At 50.6% G+C, this 16,361-nt stretch carries 13 protein-coding genes, 1 tRNA gene and 1 rRNA gene; 6 read left to right on the top strand and 9 right to left on the bottom strand.

All coding sequences use genetic code 11. The features are described from left to right. Positions 1-11: 11 nt before the first annotated feature. Positions 12-87, top strand: a tRNA-Thr gene (locus M987_RS03470). 43 nt (positions 88-130) lie between these two features. Further along, positions 131-246, top strand: a 5S ribosomal RNA gene (gene rrf / locus M987_RS03465). A gap of 142 nt (positions 247-388) precedes the next feature. Here rrf and M987_RS03460 read toward each other — a convergent pair. The 7 genes from M987_RS03460 to M987_RS03430 all read right to left on the bottom strand — a co-directional run bounded on the left by M987_RS03460 (position 389) and on the right by M987_RS03430 (position 9,819). Then, entirely contained in the window at positions 389-1,147 is a 759-nt protein-coding gene (locus M987_RS03460) for an amino acid ABC transporter ATP-binding protein (protein WP_014072042.1), read from the bottom strand. Between the two features lie 7 nt (positions 1,148-1,154). Next, positions 1,155-2,258 carry an amino acid ABC transporter permease gene (locus M987_RS03455; RefSeq protein ID WP_014072041.1) on the bottom strand — a complete coding sequence of 368 codons (1,104 nt, stop codon included), beginning with the start codon at positions 2,256-2,258 and terminating at the stop codon, positions 1,155-1,157. Positions 2,259-2,267: 9 nt separating this feature from the next. Beyond that, positions 2,268-3,449, bottom strand: a complete 1,182-nt coding sequence (locus tag M987_RS03450; RefSeq protein WP_014072040.1) for an amino acid ABC transporter permease — start codon at positions 3,447-3,449, stop codon at positions 2,268-2,270. A 67-nt stretch (positions 3,450-3,516) separates the two neighbouring features. Next, on the bottom strand, positions 3,517-4,542 hold the full coding sequence (locus tag M987_RS03445; RefSeq protein WP_014072039.1) for an amino acid ABC transporter substrate-binding protein: 1,026 nt from the start codon (positions 4,540-4,542) through the stop codon (positions 3,517-3,519). 490 nt (positions 4,543-5,032) lie between these two features. Continuing rightward, on the bottom strand, positions 5,033-5,254 hold the full coding sequence (locus M987_RS03440) for a lipoprotein (RefSeq protein WP_008502867.1): 222 nt from the start codon (positions 5,252-5,254) through the stop codon (positions 5,033-5,035). 303 nt (positions 5,255-5,557) lie between these two features. Beyond that, complete coding sequence (locus M987_RS03435; protein ID WP_014072037.1) at positions 5,558-8,668, bottom strand: efflux RND transporter permease subunit; 3,111 nt, start codon at positions 8,666-8,668, stop codon at positions 5,558-5,560. An 11-nt stretch (positions 8,669-8,679) separates the two neighbouring features. After that, the gene (locus M987_RS03430) at positions 8,680-9,819 is read right to left on the bottom strand and encodes an efflux RND transporter periplasmic adaptor subunit (RefSeq protein ID WP_014072036.1); all 1,140 of its coding nucleotides are present in this window, start codon (positions 9,817-9,819) and stop codon (positions 8,680-8,682) included. A gap of 399 nt (positions 9,820-10,218) precedes the next feature. On the opposite strand from M987_RS03430, the gene envR reads away from it, so the two are divergent. Then, complete coding sequence (gene envR / locus M987_RS03425; RefSeq protein ID WP_014072035.1) at positions 10,219-10,866, top strand: acrEF/envCD operon transcriptional regulator; 648 nt, start codon at positions 10,219-10,221, stop codon at positions 10,864-10,866. Here envR and M987_RS03420 read toward each other — a convergent pair. Beyond that, the gene (locus M987_RS03420) at positions 10,861-12,942 is read right to left on the bottom strand and encodes a putative bifunctional diguanylate cyclase/phosphodiesterase (RefSeq protein ID WP_014072034.1); all 2,082 of its coding nucleotides are present in this window, start codon (positions 12,940-12,942) and stop codon (positions 10,861-10,863) included. The two genes, envR and M987_RS03420, sit on opposite strands and share 6 nt — an antisense overlap. Positions 12,943-13,081: 139 nt before the next feature. Beyond that, positions 13,082-13,246 carry a DUF2556 family protein gene (locus tag M987_RS03415; RefSeq protein ID WP_014072033.1) on the bottom strand — a complete coding sequence of 55 codons (165 nt, stop codon included), beginning with the start codon at positions 13,244-13,246 and terminating at the stop codon, positions 13,082-13,084. Positions 13,247-13,618: 372 nt separating this feature from the next. On the opposite strand from M987_RS03415, the gene M987_RS03410 reads away from it, so the two are divergent. From M987_RS03410 to M987_RS23640, 3 genes are all read left to right on the top strand, one after another. Continuing rightward, positions 13,619-14,842 (top strand): tyrosine-type recombinase/integrase, encoded by a 1,224-nt coding sequence (locus M987_RS03410; protein WP_014072032.1) that lies wholly within the window; start codon positions 13,619-13,621, stop codon positions 14,840-14,842. Then, positions 14,839-15,681, top strand: a complete 843-nt coding sequence (locus M987_RS03405) for a DUF6387 family protein (RefSeq protein ID WP_014072031.1) — start codon at positions 14,839-14,841, stop codon at positions 15,679-15,681. The genes M987_RS03410 and M987_RS03405 overlap by 4 nt, the downstream gene beginning before the upstream one ends. Positions 15,682-15,796: 115 nt before the next feature. Beyond that, positions 15,797-16,006, top strand: a complete 210-nt coding sequence (locus M987_RS23640; RefSeq protein WP_014072030.1) for a helix-turn-helix transcriptional regulator — start codon at positions 15,797-15,799, stop codon at positions 16,004-16,006. The last annotated feature ends 355 nt before the right edge of the window (positions 16,007-16,361 follow it).

The following is a 16,361-nucleotide window of genomic DNA, read 5'->3' as shown; positions in this document are numbered from 1 at the left end:
AAATTTAGCGTGCTGATATGGCTCAGTTGGTAGAGCGCACCCTTGGTAAGGGTGAGGTCCCCAGTTCGACTCTGGGTATCAGCACCACTTAATACGTAGGTTGAAGTTCGGCACATAGTAAAAGAATTTGTCTGGCGGCTTTAGCGCGGTGGTCCCACCTGACCCCATGCCGAACTCAGAAGTGAAACGCCGTAGCGCCGATGGTAGTGTGGGGTCTCCCCATGTGAGAGTAGGGAACTGCCAGACATCAAATAAGAAAAACCCCGTACCGTAAGGTGCGGGGTTTTTTGCTTTGTGCCATCTGAAAAAGTCGGGTAGCGACTTAGTCTTACCCGATCTGGATAGCCAATTAGCCCGGTAGACAAGACACCACCGGGCAGACTAACGACTAGTGAATCACCTGCGACAAGAATGCTCGTGTACGCTCTGACTTTGGATGAGCAAAGAACTCATCTGGCGGAGCCTGTTCCACAATCTCACCGCGATCCATAAAGATCACCCTGTCAGCTACGGTACGGGCAAACCCCATTTCATGCGTCACGCAGAGCATGGTCATCCCGGATTGCGCCAGACCAATCATGGTATCCAGAACTTCCTTCACCATTTCCGGATCGAGTGCGGAGGTTGGCTCATCAAACAGCATTATTTTAGGTTTCATGCACAGTGAACGGGCGATGGCCACACGCTGCTGCTGCCCACCTGATATCTGTCCCGGAAACTTATTTGCATGTTCAGCAATACGCACGCGTTCCAGGTAATGCATTGCCAGCGCTTCCGCTTCCTTTTTCGGCATCTTCTGCACCCAAATCGGTGCAAGGGTGCAGTTCTGTAGAACCGTCAGGTGCGGGAAAAGGTTAAAGTGCTGAAATACCATTCCGACTTCCTGGCGCACACGTTCGATATTGCGAATATCCTCATTCAGCTCGATACCATCAACCACAATACGTCCCTGCTGATGTTCCTCCAGGTGATTAATGCAGCGAATGGTTGTGGATTTACCCGATCCTGAAGGCCCACAGAGAACGATTCGCTCCCCCTGTTTAACCTTCAGGTTGATATCTTTCAGTACGTGAAACTGTCCGTACCATTTATTGACGTTTTCCAGCGTAATCATCGCGTCGGCAGGTGTCATAGTAATCTGGCTCATAATTTCCTCAGTGCGGTGTGCGCCCGGTGTTAAAGCGCTTCTCCAGATGCTGGCTATAGCGCGACATGCTAAAACAGAAAATCCAGTAAATCAGAGCGGCAAAGACATAGCCCTCAGTAGACATACCAAGCCAGACAGGATCGACAGTGGCCTGCTGCACGCTGCTAAAGAGATCAAACAAGCCAATGATGATCACCAGGCTGGTATCCTTAAAGAGTGCGATGATCGTGTTCACCAGCCCTGGAATAACCAACTTAAGCGCCTGAGGCATTATCACCAGCCCCTGTGTTTTCCAGTATCCGAGAGCCAGAGATTCCGCAGCCTCGTACTGACCTTTTGGCAATGCCTGAAGACCGCCACGCACCACTTCGGCAACGTAAGCCGACTGGAATAAAATCACGCCTACCAGCGCGCGAATAAGCTTATCGATCGTCGTTCCTTCAGCCATAAAGAGTGGAAGCATGACCGATGACATAAACAGCACGGTAATCAACGGCACGCCGCGCCAGAACTCGATAAAGATAACGGAAAGCACACGCACGACCGGCATTCTGGAGCGCCGTCCAAGTGCCAGTAAAATCCCCCAGGGTAATGCACCGGCAATTCCCACGGAGGCGATAATCAGCGTCAGCGTCAGACCACCCCACTGGCGAGTTTCGACACGTTCCAGTCCCAGGAAACCACCGTACAGCAACACCCAGACAATAATGGGATAGGCCACAGCCCAGCAGGCAATGTAACGCCCGCGATGCGGCAGCTTTTTCCAGAACATGACGGCGATGGAGAGCAAACCGATGACCAGAGCCAGGTTAATTCTCCAGCGTTGTTCGTGCGGATATAGCCCATACATAAACTGGCCAAAACGCTCGTGGATAAACACCCAACATGCGCCCGCTTTTGTACAGTCAGCGCGGGTAGAGCCTACCCAGTTAGCCTGCAAAAATGCCCAGTTCAGTAAGGGTGGGATCACTTCCCACATCAGCCACAGACAGACAACGGTCAGCAGGCTGTTACTCCAGCTGGAGAACAGGTTCTTGCGCGCCCAGTTGATATAGCGCCCACCAGGTTTTCTGGATGGACGCGAAGAGTGAGACAATATCGCTTTTGTCATCATGGCTCCTTAACGCTCAACCAGTGCGATGCGACGGTTATAAAGGTTCATCAGCAACGAAATTACCAGGCTGATAATCAGATAGACGGACATTGTGATGGCAATAGTTTCAATCGCTTGCCCGGTCTGGTTGAGCACGGTTCCTGCAAACAGCGACACCATATCGGGATAGCCAATAGCGGCAGCCAGCGACGAGTTTTTGACAATATTGAGATACTGGCTGGTCAGCGGTGGAATGATGACCCGCAACGCTTGCGGAATAATGACCTGACGCAGCGTCACTGTGTTCGGCAGGCCGAGGGAGCGTGCAGCCTCGTGCTGACCGTAAGGCACGGCCTGGATCCCCGAACGGATGATCTCCGCGATAAATGCCGACGTATAAATAGATAGCGCCAGCGTCAGTGCCGCCAGCTCAGGGATTAAGACCATCCCTCCCTGGAAGTTAAAACCGCGCAAATGCGGAATATCCCAGTGCAGCGCAGCGCCAACGAACCAGTGTGCCAGCAGTGGCAAACCTACGATAAGGAGTGCGGCACCAGGCCAGGTTTTGCGCAGCTGACCGGTTTTAATCTGGTGTTTGCGGTTATAGCGGAACAGCCCTACAGACAGGGCAATGGCGATAGCAATAGCAGCAATAAATGCATACAGCCCTTCACCCGCCAGAGGCGAGGGAATGTACAGCCCACGATTGCTCAGAAAAAGCAGGTCGAAGGCGTCCACTGCCTGGCGAGGTCCTGGGAGGTTACGCAGAACGGCAAAATACCAGAAGAAAATTTGCAGCAGTGGCGGGATATTACGGAACGTCTCGATATAAATCGTCGACAGTTTTCGCAGCAGCCAGTTTTCAGAAAGCCGCGCCAGGCCGATAAAGAACCCCAGTACGGAAGCGAAAACAATACAGAGCGCCGAAACCAGCAGCGTATTCAGCAGGCCGACCACGAACACGCGTCCGTAGGTGTCTCCTTCCTGATAATCAATAAGGTGCTGAACAATGCCGAAACCCGCGCTGCGATCCAGAAATGCAAAGCCGGAGGTGATACCGCGGTTATTCAGGTTGGTAACGGTGTTATGGATTAAGTAAACGGCGATAACCACAACCACGACGATGGCGATAATCTGGAACAGCCAGGCGCGAACCGCGGGGTGAGAAAAGGATAACGATCCTTTTACGGCTAAGCGGCGATGGGACATAAAGAAACCTCGGTAACCATGACTCTGGAGTGGGCACCGCAAGCGCGGTGCCCGTTACAGCAAATGCTTAACGAACTGGCGGAGCGTACTGAATACCGCCGTTGTTCCAGAGATTGTTCTGGCCGCGTTTGATCTTCAGCGGACTTTCCGATCCTACGTTGCGCTCGAAGATCTCAGAGTAGTTACCAACCTGCTTAACAATGTTGTAAGCCCATTTGTTGTCGAGCTTCAGGTCTTTACCGAAATCGCCTTCTTTCCCTAACAGGTGCGCCATATCCGGGTTAGTTGGGTTCGCTGCTTTCTCATCGACGTTCTTCGAGTTGATACCCATCTCTTCGGCGTTCAGCATGGCAAACAGCGTCCAGCGCACAATGGAGAACCAGTCTTCATCGCCACGGCGAACAACCGGTCCCAGAGGCTCTTTGGAGATCACTTCAGGTAATACGATCCACTCAGCAGGATTGCTCAGCTTGATACGCAGGGCGTACAGCTGCGACTGGTCAGAAGCCAGCGTATCGCAACGACCCGACTCCAGCGCTTTCGCTGATTCGTCAGAGCGGTCGAACGTCACTGGTGTATATTTCATCTTGTTCGCTTTAAAGTAATCTGCGACGTTCAGTTCGGTATCGGTACCGGCCTGAATACATACGGTTGCCCCATCCAGCTCTTTGGCGCTTTTCAGGCCCGCTTTATTATGGGTAAGGAAGCCGATACCGTCGTAATAGGTTACGCCAGTGAATGACATCCCCATGCCGGCATCACGGGAAGAGGTCCAGGTGGTATTACGCGAGAGCATATCAACTTCGCCAGATTGCAGGGCAGTGAAGCGTTCTTTCGCCGTCAGCGGGGTATATTTTACTTTGCTGTCATCACCGAAAACGGCTGCGGCGACACCACGGCAGACATCAACGTCAATACCGGTAAATTTGCCGTTGGCATCGGCATAAGAGAAGCCAGGTAACCCGTCACTGATACCGCACTGTACAAAACCTTTCTTTTTTACGGCATCAAGCGTTGTGCCCGCATGGGCCTGGTTGGCTACAGCAAACAACACGCCCGCGGCGGCCAGGCTGGCTATCATCGTCTTTTTCATAATGCATCCTGTGTGGCGAAATTTATCGTTATAGAGGCGTTTTAAAACGCTTTGACCTGTCTGTGGCTTTGGCCAACGTTTATAAAGCAAACGTAATGCCAGGTTTGCGCTCGCGAAAATAAAGGACTACGGAACGCATAATGCTGAGTGTAGACAGGGTTAAATAAATCGAGCGCCCCGAAATGGTGCGAAATTACAACCTGCGCCACAAATTAGAGCAAAAGTTTGATTACATGTCGGATTTAACAATAGATAGTTTCTGGCGTGAATATTGGCAGGATATTTAATGTAATTAATTTGTGAAAATCATCACTGTGGAATATGAAATTTGAATCGATGGGCAAAAAAGATGTGATTAACGTCTGAATTAAAATAAGCTGATGGAAGAAACCAGGGCTAATATTTTACTTCTCTGAAAAAACTGCACTATTTCAAAGCAAAAGCGCGACCGGAGCCGCGCTTTCACAAGTGTACATTTATGCCTTAGCGATTACTTCGTCAAAGCAACGATACCTAGCGTCAGACCTGCTACTGCGGCAGCACCGCCAGCAATTGCACCGGCTGTTTCCCAGTTATCCTGGGTGGTGCCTTTCATACAGGTATTGGTATGAACCAGTCGCCCCTGATCGTCGTATACCGGTACACATGGAGAGTCGTGCGCGCAACCAGCAAGCAGCGCAGCGAGTAGTGCAACGGAAATGAACCTTTTCATGATGTTACCTCTGCATTCTTTTTAATTCGCCAGAAAGCCAGGAGGGCAATTAACGAATCGAGGTTATTTTACCATTGTGATAAGCCCAGGTTGCATGGGGAATAATCTCAAATTATGTGGTTTGTAAAAATCATGGAGAAAAGAGACTTACCCGGATGAATTAATGGAGAAAGTGTGAAGCCACTGGCTGTTTTATTTTTACTTAATGCAAATAGCGCATTTTAAGCGTTGTGATGTTTCCCCGGCCAATTCATTGTTTCCGTTAAAAATAAAAAAGGCACCTTGGGTGCCTTTTGTTAAGCGTTACTCTTTATGACGGGTGAAACGTCGTCGGACAACCACAAAGAACACCGGTACGAAGAAGATGGCCAGAAGGGTGGCTGACAACATGCCGCCCATTACCCCTGTCCCCACGGCATTTTGAGCGCCGCTCCCGGCTCCGCTGCTAATCACCAGAGGCATCACACCCAGAATGAAGGCCAGTGAAGTCATCAGAATAGGGCGAAGACGCATTCTTGATGCTTCAAGCGTTGCTTCAACAATGCCTTTGCCTTCTTTCTCCATCAGGTCTTTTGCAAACTCAACAATCAGAATGGCGTTCTTGGCCGATAACCCTATCGTCGTGAGCAAGCCGACCTGGAAGTACACGTCATTGTTCAGACCGCGAAGGGAGGCTGCGAGAAGCGCGCCGATGACCCCCAGTGGCACAACCAGCATGACCGAGAACGGTATCGACCAGCTTTCATACAGTGCGGCGAGGCACAAGAAGACCACGATCAGAGAGATGGCATACAGCGCAGGCGCCTGATTACCCGACAGACGTTCCTGGAAGGACATCCCCGTCCAGTCGTAGCCGATACCCGCAGGCAATTTTGCGGCCAGGTTTTCCATCATTGCCATTGCCTCACCGGTACTTTTACCCGGTGCGGATTCTCCGAGGATCTCCATTGATGGCATCCCGTTGTATCGCTCCAGGCGCGGTGAACCGTAAACCCAGTGAGAGCTGCTAAACGATGAGAAAGGAACCATCTCGCCGTTTGCACTGCGCACGTAAAGATTATTGATATCGCCCGGCAGCATTCGGAAACGGGCATCCGCCTGGACATAAACCTTTTTCACGCGGCCATGATCAATAAAGTCATTCACATAGGTCCCGCCAAGCGCGGTCGAAATGGTCTGGTTAACATCAGAGAGACTTATACCCAGCGCCTGTGCTTTTTCCTGATCCACATCCAGTTTGAACTGTGGCGTATCTTCAAGCCCGTTAGGACGCACGCGTACCAGCAGGTCAGGATGCTCTTTCACCATGCCGAGTAGCTGATTACGCGCCTGGGTCAGCTGAGTATGTCCAAGGTTGGCCTGGTCAATCAGCTCAAAATCGAAGCCTGTCGCCGTGCCTAGCTCCAGAATGGCAGGCAAGTTAAACGGAAATACCAGACCATCTTTTATCTGGCTAAACGCTTTAGTGGCGCGTCCAACAATTGCCTCAACGTTGTTTTCGCTCCCCGGGCGATCTTCCCAGGGTTTCAGGCTTATGAACACCAAACCTGAGTTTTGCCCCTGACCGCTGAAGCTAAACCCATTAACGGTAAACACCGATTCCACATTGGCTTTTTCCTTGTTCAGATAATAGTTCTGAACCTGGTCAAGGACCTGCTGGGTACGCGTCTGCGTTGCCCCGGCCGGCAGCTGAACCATTGTCATAAACACCCCCTGATCCTCTTCTGGCAGGAAGGAGGTTGGCAGGCGCAGGAACAGAACCGCCATACCGCCGACGATAAGGACATAAACCAGCAGATAACGCCCGGTCTTGCGCAAAATACCGCTGACGCTGTTGGTGTAGTGCTCCACGCTTTTATCAAAGAGGGCATTAAACCAGCCGAAAAACCCGCCTCGTTTTTCATGGTGCTCGCTGGCTGGTTTGAGCAGCGTGGCACAGAGTGCGGGCGTTAAAATCAACGCCACCAGCACGGACAGCGCCATCGCTGAAACAATGGTGAGTGAAAACTGTCGGTAAATGGCCCCCGTCGACCCGCCAAAAAAGGCCATCGGGATGAACACCGCGGAGAGCACCATGGCAATACCGACCAGTGCGCCCTGAATTTGTTCCATCGACTTCTGCGTGGCCTCTTTGGGCGGCAGTTTGTCTTCGACCATTACACGTTCGACGTTCTCCACCACCACGATGGCATCATCAACCAGCAGGCCGATGGCCAGCACCATGCCGAACATCGTTAGCGTGTTTACAGAGAAGCCAAATGCGGCCAGTATGGCGAATGTTCCCAGCAACACCACCGGAACCGCGATGGTAGGGATGAGGGTTGCCCGCAGGTTTTGCAGGAACAGATACATGACCAGGAAGACGAGAATGATTGCCTCAAACAGCGTCTTCACCACTTCATGAATAGAAATTTTCACGAACGGAGTGGTGTCGTACGGATAAACCACTTTCAGCCCTTGCGGGAAGAAAGGCTGCAACTGCGCAAGCTTGGTTTTGATCGCCGCGGCGGTATCCAGGGCGTTGGCGCCGGTGGCAAGCTTAATCCCCAACCCGGTTGCAGCCTGACCGTTGATCTTGGTCACCATGTTGTAGTTTTCGCCGCCCAGCTCAATACGCGCAACGTCTTTCAGATGCACCATTGAGCCATCCTGGTTCACCTTCAGCGTTACGCGGCCAAACTCTTCCGGCGTTTTCAGCCGGGTCTGCGCAATGATGGATGCGTTTAACTGCTGCCCCGGTACTGACGGTGTTCCACCCAACTGGCCCGCGGCAATCTGGTTGTTCTGGGTTTTCAGCTGGTTGATCACATCCAGCGGTGTGAGCTGGTATTTGTTCATGGCATTGCTGTCGAGCCAGATACGCATGGCATACTGGGCGCCAAACAGCTGAACATCGCCAACGCCGGAGGTTCGACTTATGGCATCTTTTACGTTCGATGCGACATAGTCAGAGATGTCATCCTGGGTGAGGCTCTTATTGTCCGAAACAAAGCCCGCAACCAACAGGAAGCTGCTACTGGATTTCTCTACGCCAATACCCTGCTGCTGCACTTCTTGCGGCAACAATGGCATGGCGAGCTGGAGTTTATTTTGCACCTGTACCTGGGCGATGTCCGGGTCTGTACCCGACTGGAAGGTCAGGGTGATCGTTACGCTACCGGCAGAGTCGCTGGTGGAGGACATATACATCAGGTTATCGATACCGTTCATGTTCTGTTCGATAACCTGCGTAACGGTGTCCTGCACCGTCTGGGCGTCCGCACCAGGGTAAGTTGCCGTGACCGCTACTGCGGGCGGTGCAATGGTAGGATACTGTGCAATGGGCAGTTTTAAGATGGCAAGCCCACCGGCAATCATCAGAATGATGGCGAGCACCCAGGCGAAAACAGGCCTCTGGATAAAGAAATTAGCCATGTTCTCTTCCCTTAACTGGCTGTATTAGCAGTGGTATCGGGTGTAGCCACCACGGTGGTACCTGGACGGGCTTTCTGTAAACCGCTGACGATCACGCGGTCACCATTCTTTAACCCTTCGGTAATCAGCCAGCGATCGCCAATGGCTTGTGGTGCAACAACCGTGCGCGATTCCACCTGATTTTTGTCATTCACGACCAGTACGGTCGCATCGCCACGTGGGGTGCGAGTGACCCCCTGCTGAGGCACCAGAATGGCGTCCGGCTGTACGCCTTCATCAATACGCGCCCGCACAAACATGCCCGGCAATAACAGGTGGTTAGGGTTCGGGAAAATAGCGCGAAGCGTAATCGAGCCGGTGCTTTCATCCACCGTCACATCGGAAAATTGCAGCGTGCCTTTCAGGGGATAAGGCTGACCATTTTCCATCAGTAACTCGACGGTGCTGCTGCCATCTCCTTTTTGCAGGCTGGACTGTTTCAGACGCATAAAATCACTGCTGGGCTGGGTCACGTCGACATAAATGGGATCAAGCTGCTGGACGGTTGCCAGAGCCGTGGCCTGTCCATTGGTGACCAGCGCCCCTTCGGTCACGCTGGATTTACCAATCCGGCCCTCAATGGGCGATGTTACTTTGGTATACGCGAGATTAATGCGGGCGCTCTCAACCCCTGCCTGCGCTGCGACAACGCTGGCATCAGCCTGCTGAGCGGTTGCTACGGCCTGATCGTACTCCTGCTTACTGACATATTGGGTGCCCACCAGTGGGACATAACGTTTGACCGTCAGATGCGCAATATTCGCCGCCGCCTGAGCCTTAGCCAGCTCACCTTTTGCGTTGTCGTATGCCGCCTGATAGGTTGCAGGATCTATCTGATAAAGGGAGTCCCCGGCTTTGACATCGCTTCCTTCGGTAAAGTTACGGCGAAGTATGATACCGCTCACCTGAGGCCGCACTTCTGCAACGCGGAAGGCATCGGTTCTGCCCGGAAGCTCAGTGGTCACGGCCAGTGGCGCGCTTTTTACGGTATACACGCTGACCTGCGGCGACTGCGGATGCTGTTGTTGGTCACCCTGCCCATCGCAGCCCGCGAGCAGGGCTGCAGCAACAATTAAACCGGATAAGGGTAAGAGCCTGAAATGAAGTGTCATTACTGTTCCTTTAAATACCCATAACCGATGTTTGCCGTAAATCGGTGAGAGGGCTGAGGGCACAAAAACAAAAAATGTAGCTGCGTATAATAATGAGGGTATTTAATGTTGTTTAATTTATAAGTGCTGAGGAAGATATGTGAGCATCATAATCAGAATCTGACGCCCTATATTCAGGGTTATCATATCTGGCAGTTTTTAATTTTGCCTTGGTTGATTCATATTATTAATGTATTTAATGAATGTGTTGCTATTGAAGCATTTATCAAATATATGAATTAAATAAAGTGACTTTTTTTGTGCAAAATTAATTTCGGTTCTGGTGAATACTTCAGCTTTGCTGAACCCGCTTATTGGCTGCGGATGGCATATCAACCCTGCGAGTAATGAATACTGTCTATGGCGCGTAAAACGAAAAAAGAGGCACAACAGACACGGCAACGGCTGATCGAAGCGGCCATCGCGCAGTTCGCGACACGCGGCGTGGCGAACACGACCCTGACGGACATTGCCGATGCCGCGCGGGTGACACGTGGCGCTGTGTACTGGCATTTCTCCAGTAAATCAGAAATATTTAATGCAATCTGGGAACAGCAATTACCACTGCGGGATATCATCAGGGAGCGGCTTTTACTCTCTGAGAATGACGATCCGCTGTTAATGCTTCGTGAGCAATTTATTACTGCATTGCAATATATCGCCCACGAACCCCGGCAGTGTGCGCTATTGCAAATTCTTTATCATAAATGTGAATTTACTGACGAAGTTATTTCAGAATATGAAATTCGTAAGCGCATCGGCATAAATTACGAGTGTTTGCGCAAGACACTGGAGTTGTGTGTTTTAAAAAATACGATTTCACCAAACGTGAATATTGAACTCACCCTGATCGTTTTCCACGGTTTCTTTAGTGGACTTATTAAGAACTGGTTAATGAACAGAGAGAGCTTTAACCTTTATCAACAGGCTCCGGCTCTGGTCGATAACATTCTGGCGACACTGCATCGCACGCATGTGCCACCAGTGATGTATGACGTAGCCTTATGACTCGCTGGTGGGGAGTAACTCTCCATCCTGGCAAAGGGCTTCAATAGTTTGTGCGCTAACGGGTTTACCTAACAGATACCCCTGAAGCGTGTTGCAGCCCAGTTCCGTTAAAAATTCCTGCTGCGCCTGTGTTTCAACACCTTCGGCAACCACTTTCAGGTTAAGCGTTTTGGCCAGCGCCACAATAGCCGAGACAATCGTCGCGTCATCACTTTCGCCACTCAGCTCTTTTACAAATGCGCGGTCGATTTTCAGCTCACAGGCCGGTAAGCGTTTGAGGTAAAGCAGGCTTGAGTAGCCTGTGCCAAAGTCGTCTATGGAGGCTTTCACACCAGCATTGGTTAACTCGGTCAATACGCGCACACTTTCATCCGGGTTACTCATTGCCGTGGTCTCGGTCACTTCCAGAATCAGCATTTCAGGCGGCACATTATGGCGCTCCAGGCAGTCGAGCACGGTTTTAACCAGTGAAGGTTGCTCAAACTGAAGCGTTGACAGGTTCACCGCCATCGACCAGCTCAGATGCCCCTGAAGATGCCATTCCCGTAACTGACGGCAGGCTTCGTTAATCACCCAGTTACCGATAGGAATAATAAGCCCCGTTTTTTCGGCCAGCGGCAGGAACATGTCCGGTGTCAGCAGGCCCTGTTTCGGGTGTTGCCAGCGCAGCAGGGCTTCAAATCCGAGGACTGGCCCTGCCGGAGCGTGGAATTTAGGCTGATAAAGCAAACGTAACTCATCGCGGCCGATAGCCAGCCACAGGTCATTCATCAGCTGGAGATGCGTTTGCGCCAGGGTGTTCATTGATGGCTGGAAGAAGTGATAGCCATTTCGTCCCATATGTTTAGTGTGATACATCGCCGCATCAGCGTTAAACATCAGCTCACGATCGTTATGACCGTCGTGTGGGTACAGCGCAATCCCGATGCTGAGGGTCACGACCAGCTCATAGGGTTCCAGGGCGAAGGGGCTATCAATGGCACGAACCAGCGCGCTTGCCAGAGAGGCAACATCGTCTGGCCCTTCCGTTTCCGCCAGCAGGACAAACTCATCCCCGCCGATACGGGCAAGTGTGTACTGGCCTTTCAGTGGCAACAGCAGGCGCTTTGTGACGGCGACCAGCAGCTTATCGCCCACATCGTGACCGTAGGCATCGTTGATGGCTTTAAAGCCGTCGAGATCCATAAACATCAGCGCAAAATGGGAGCCTTCACGGTCAGCTTTACTGATGGCCTGATCAAGTCGGTCTTCCAGAAGAATACGATTGGGCAGGCGGGTTAGCGTATCGTGCAGCGCCAGTTGCGCCAGCTCGCGGTTAGCTTCCGCCAGAGAAGAGGCCAGCAACGATGTGCGTGCCTGAAGGCGGGCATCCAGCATCGATACCAGCAGGGTGATCCCCAGAATTGAGAGCGCGACTACGCTCACCAGCACCGCCAGCCAACTGCCGTTAATGCCGTGGTGATGCACCATTGTCGACATCGGAAACTGTGCGGCTTTCATGCCGGCATAGTGCATCCCGGCGATGGCTATCCCCATGGTGATAGCCGCGCCCAGGCGCATCAGCGCCACCTGCGCGGCTTCGTGGCGTAAACGGAACGTCAGCCACAGAGCCGCGAGGGAGGCGGCGAGGGCAATGACGACAGAAATGGCCACCCAACTTTTGTCCCAGACGATGCCAGGCATAACCTCAAGCGCAGCCATGCCGGTGTAATGCATGGCGACAATACCGCTTCCCATCACTAACGCACCGGGCAGCAGGCGGCGTAAACGCAGTTGCTCGCAGCTGACAAGCCACAACGCAAACATCGATGAGCCGATGGCAATTACCATTGATAACACCGTGAGCGCCGCGTTGTAACTCATGCTCATGGAGAGGTCCATGGCCAGCATCCCGATGAAATGCATCGCCCACACGCCGATACCCATTGCGATGCCACCGCCTGCTAGCCAGATACGAGCCGCCACTCCCTGGCTTCCGGCGACACGTGCAGCCATATTCAACGCGGTAAAGGCAGCAAGGATGGCGACAACAAAGGAGGTGACTACGAGGATTTGGTTGTATTGGCTAACCAGCATGGTCTATTCAGCTCGTTGTGAGAGGTTTAGCAAGAGAGGTTGAGAAGGGCTGAGACATTATCACCGTCAGGTAATGACTCAAAGGGATTTAAATCCCTTCAATTATTGAGTGATAGCAGGGGGGCGCAGCGTCAGAGGTTTAATCGAGATCGGAACAATTCACGAGCTTTAACGGGTTCACGGAATTCATATTGCGGCACTTATCGGTTTCGGTGCTCATCAGTTCAATCCACTGCATCAGCAGCGCATCGAAAATGAAAACGGAGACAGCAAAGACAACCAGCCACCAGTATTTACGAATCATTGTGTCATTCCGGGAGAAGTGAGGCCGTTAAGGTGGTGGAAATATACACGAAATGCAGACATTGAAAAGCAGGGAATGTGAAGGTTTACAAAGCGTTGACGCTAATTGTAAGCGGCAATAAAAAAGGCGCTTCCCCATGCCGAAGAGCGCCTTTTTAAACAAGCATTTAACTGATTAGTATCAGTTCATGCCGTATTTTCAAAACCTACGTTTTTTACCGTTCGTCTATGTTTGCTGGTGTTTATCTATCATACTGATAAAAAACAATAAAATTGATTTCTCGGTTTGCCTTTGTTCATTGCCGTTCATAGAGTAACATTGAGATGTGCAGTCTGTGGTGCAGTCAGTCTCCAATATGAACTAAGGTTTTCTATGGCTGGTGGAACGAACAAATTAAGCGATACATCGCTTCGTAAAATGCTTGGAAGAGAAAGCCCCGGAGACAGCTTCTATGCTGATGGTGATGGGCTAAGTGTGAAGGTGTCTAGATCGGGTGTATTGACCTGGTATTTCACTTTCCGCATAGGTGGCCGGGAATCAAAATCTCAGCGTATAAAGCTGGGTAATTATCCAGACCTTTCACTCAAAGCAGCTCGTGAGAAACGAGAGCAGTGTCGCGCATGGCTCGCAGGAGGAAAGAATCCAAAGCACCAGTTGAGCGTTACCACTCAGGAAACGTTAAAGCCGGTGACGGTCAGGGATGCCCTTGAATACTGGATCAGGGAATATGCCACCCATAACCGCGCTAATGTTGAAAAACACATTGAGCAGCTCAATAAGCATATCTTTCCTTATATAGGTACTTATCCGCTTTCTATGTGTGAAACTCGCCACTGGCTGGAATGTTTCGCCAGGGTACGGAACGAAGCGCCTGTAGCTGCTGGCTATCTTTTGCAGATGTGTAAGCAAGCTCTTAAGTTCTGCCGGGTTCATCGGTACGCGGTGAGTAACGTCCTGGACGATCTGACCATTGATGATGTTGGACGTAAACAGAATAAGCGGGACAGGGAGCATACCCGGCAAGAGCTTGCTGATATATGGCGGGAGTGCTCAGGCTTGAAATTCAAGCCCTATTACTCCTCGCTGCTGCGTCTGCTAGTGGTGTTTGGGTGCCGAACTCAGGAGTTGAGATTGTCTCGCGTAACCGAATGGGATCTTAGTGATTGGGTTTGGACTGTACCTAAAGAGCACAGCAAAGGTGGTGAGAAAATATTACGGCCTATTCCCGTTGATATCCGCCCATTTATCAAACAGCTCTTAGAGCAGCACCAAAGCACAGGGCTTTTGCTTGGAGAGATAAAGAAACCGGAAGCTGTCAGTCAGTGGGGAAGGATGTTGTATAAGCGTCTGGGCCACTCTGAACCGTGGACGCTTCACGATCTACGCCGTACGTTTTCCACGACTCTGAACAACATGGGAATTTCTCCGCATGTTGTCGAGCAGCTTCTGGGCCATGCGCTGGGCGGTGTTATGTCCGTATATAACCGCAGTCAGTATTTACCTGAAAAGCTGGATGCACTGAATAAATGGATGCAGAGATTAGAGGTTATTACCTCTGATATCTCAAATGTTACTATTCTTGGGGCCGCAAGATGACAAAAAAAATTAACAGTAAAAGAGACTTACCAAAGTCATTCAGCTTGGAAAAATATGATGACCTTGAAAATATGTCTGATAAGGATTTGTTTCGCCAGCTTTATTGGCGATGCGATGATTTAACCATAAAAAATACAGACTGCCCTGACTATGGTTTGCAATATGGTGCTAAATACCCGCTTAACAATAATTTTGGTGATCCATTCGGGGAACTCAAAGCAGAAGAATGGTTTCTTGAAAAGCAAAAGGAATATGAGTACAAGACTCAGCCTGATTTGCTAAAATTAAGTTACGGCGATGGTATAAAACCATTAATGAGATTTGAGTTGGCATTTTTAAATAAAATCAATGCTGATAAAGGTCACTGGAAAGGAAAGCCAATAGTAGTTGACGATGATTTGGTGGGGGATTTGTTTACAGCAGATAACGGTATGTTTTGGGCTGTCATGCGCGAGCCAGTAAACTTACTTTCTGATGTTGTGGAAAACGTGATGATTACTGTTGACTTAAACAACAGAGATGATCTTTTGATTGAAGCATTCACGAACCTCCTCCCAAAATGGCGCGAAGAACTCGGAATACCTGAACCAGATAAGCCAGTCTCAGGGGATTGGGAGAGCGTCAGACGGAAAATAATTGACTACAGAATAATTCCACTTATTGATTTGATGTCATGGGAAAGCGCTACCGACAGCAAAATATCTCTTGGCGTACTCGCAGTATCCCTGTTCCCGGATGGAGAAAAGGAGTCCTTTGCCATAGCTCAAACGGTGAAACCTTTCTTGGATAAAATCATAAGAAGTGATTCTTTAGATAAAATCAGGAAAGAATTATCTTGATATAACTGAAGAAGGGTAACCCCTTTAGAGGAATATAATTTTTTTCTCACCGTCGCGGTGATAATTTTGTTGAATAAGAATGCTCTCGAACCTTAGCGAACGAGAGCATTTTTTTATGAACAATATTAAACAATCCCAGCAGCCAGCAGAAAGAGTTATCCGTGAGGCTGAGTGCCGACAGCTAACCGGTATTTGTCGAACCACTCGATACATGATGGAAAAAGAGGGGAGCTTTCCCGCCCGCCGCAAGCTGGGAGGTCGTGCCGTTGGTTGGCTTCTGTCTGAGGTCACAGCATGGCAGCAGAGCCGCAGCAAAGCAGCGTGAGGGGTGGGGAATGTCACATAAAACAAAAGCGGCCAAAACTGGCCGCCATTGCTACTACAGTGAAGGTTCGTCTGCCGTGCAGGGCATCCTTACCTTCGTATGCTCATCATGCATTTGGAGAAACCATCCTAAACTTTTTGCGGCCGGTGGTCAAAGCCTGAGCGCTCCTGTTATTAAAGGAACTGCGCCATTGGCGAGGTTACGTGAAACTACCCAGAAATTGGGCTGTTTAAGGTGTACGGCATTGCCGCATACCCAATCTCCCGAAACTTCGGGAGAACTGGAACAGAGTGCCGGGTGTACTGCAATGCAGCATACCCCGGGAAAATCCCGTAGTTTCGACCGTTATCAAGAT

Origin of the sequence: Enterobacter soli ATCC BAA-2102 (assembly GCF_001654845.1) — a bacterium.
GTDB lineage: Bacteria > Pseudomonadota > Gammaproteobacteria > Enterobacterales > Enterobacteriaceae > Enterobacter > Enterobacter soli.
Note: the sequence above shows the minus strand (reverse complement) of the source record. Positions and strands in the feature narration are given on the sequence as shown.

Excerpts from the sequence above, each read along its gene's own strand:
- M987_RS03405 (WP_014072031.1), top strand. The coding sequence starts at position 14,839 with ATGACAAAAAAAATTAACAGTAAAAGAGACTTACCAAAGTCATTCAGC.
- M987_RS03445 (WP_014072039.1), bottom strand. The coding sequence starts at position 4,542 with ATGAAAAAGACGATGATAGCCAGCCTGGCCGCCGCGGGCGTGTTGTTT.
- M987_RS03455 (WP_014072041.1), bottom strand. The coding sequence starts at position 2,258 with ATGACAAAAGCGATATTGTCTCACTCTTCGCGTCCATCCAGAAAACCT.
- M987_RS03450 (WP_014072040.1), bottom strand. The coding sequence starts at position 3,449 with ATGTCCCATCGCCGCTTAGCCGTAAAAGGATCGTTATCCTTTTCTCAC.
- M987_RS03410 (WP_014072032.1), top strand. The coding sequence starts at position 13,619 with ATGGCTGGTGGAACGAACAAATTAAGCGATACATCGCTTCGTAAAATG.
- envR (WP_014072035.1), top strand. The coding sequence starts at position 10,219 with ATGGCGCGTAAAACGAAAAAAGAGGCACAACAGACACGGCAACGGCTG.
- M987_RS03460 (WP_014072042.1), bottom strand. The coding sequence starts at position 1,147 with ATGAGCCAGATTACTATGACACCTGCCGACGCGATGATTACGCTGGAA.
- M987_RS03430 (WP_014072036.1), bottom strand. The coding sequence starts at position 9,819 with ATGACACTTCATTTCAGGCTCTTACCCTTATCCGGTTTAATTGTTGCT.
- M987_RS03435 (WP_014072037.1), bottom strand. The coding sequence starts at position 8,668 with ATGGCTAATTTCTTTATCCAGAGGCCTGTTTTCGCCTGGGTGCTCGCC.
- M987_RS03440 (WP_008502867.1), bottom strand. The coding sequence starts at position 5,254 with ATGAAAAGGTTCATTTCCGTTGCACTACTCGCTGCGCTGCTTGCTGGT.
- M987_RS03415 (WP_014072033.1), bottom strand. The coding sequence starts at position 13,246 with ATGATTCGTAAATACTGGTGGCTGGTTGTCTTTGCTGTCTCCGTTTTC.
- M987_RS23640 (WP_014072030.1), top strand. The coding sequence starts at position 15,797 with ATGAACAATATTAAACAATCCCAGCAGCCAGCAGAAAGAGTTATCCGT.
- M987_RS03420 (WP_014072034.1), bottom strand. The coding sequence starts at position 12,942 with ATGCTGGTTAGCCAATACAACCAAATCCTCGTAGTCACCTCCTTTGTT.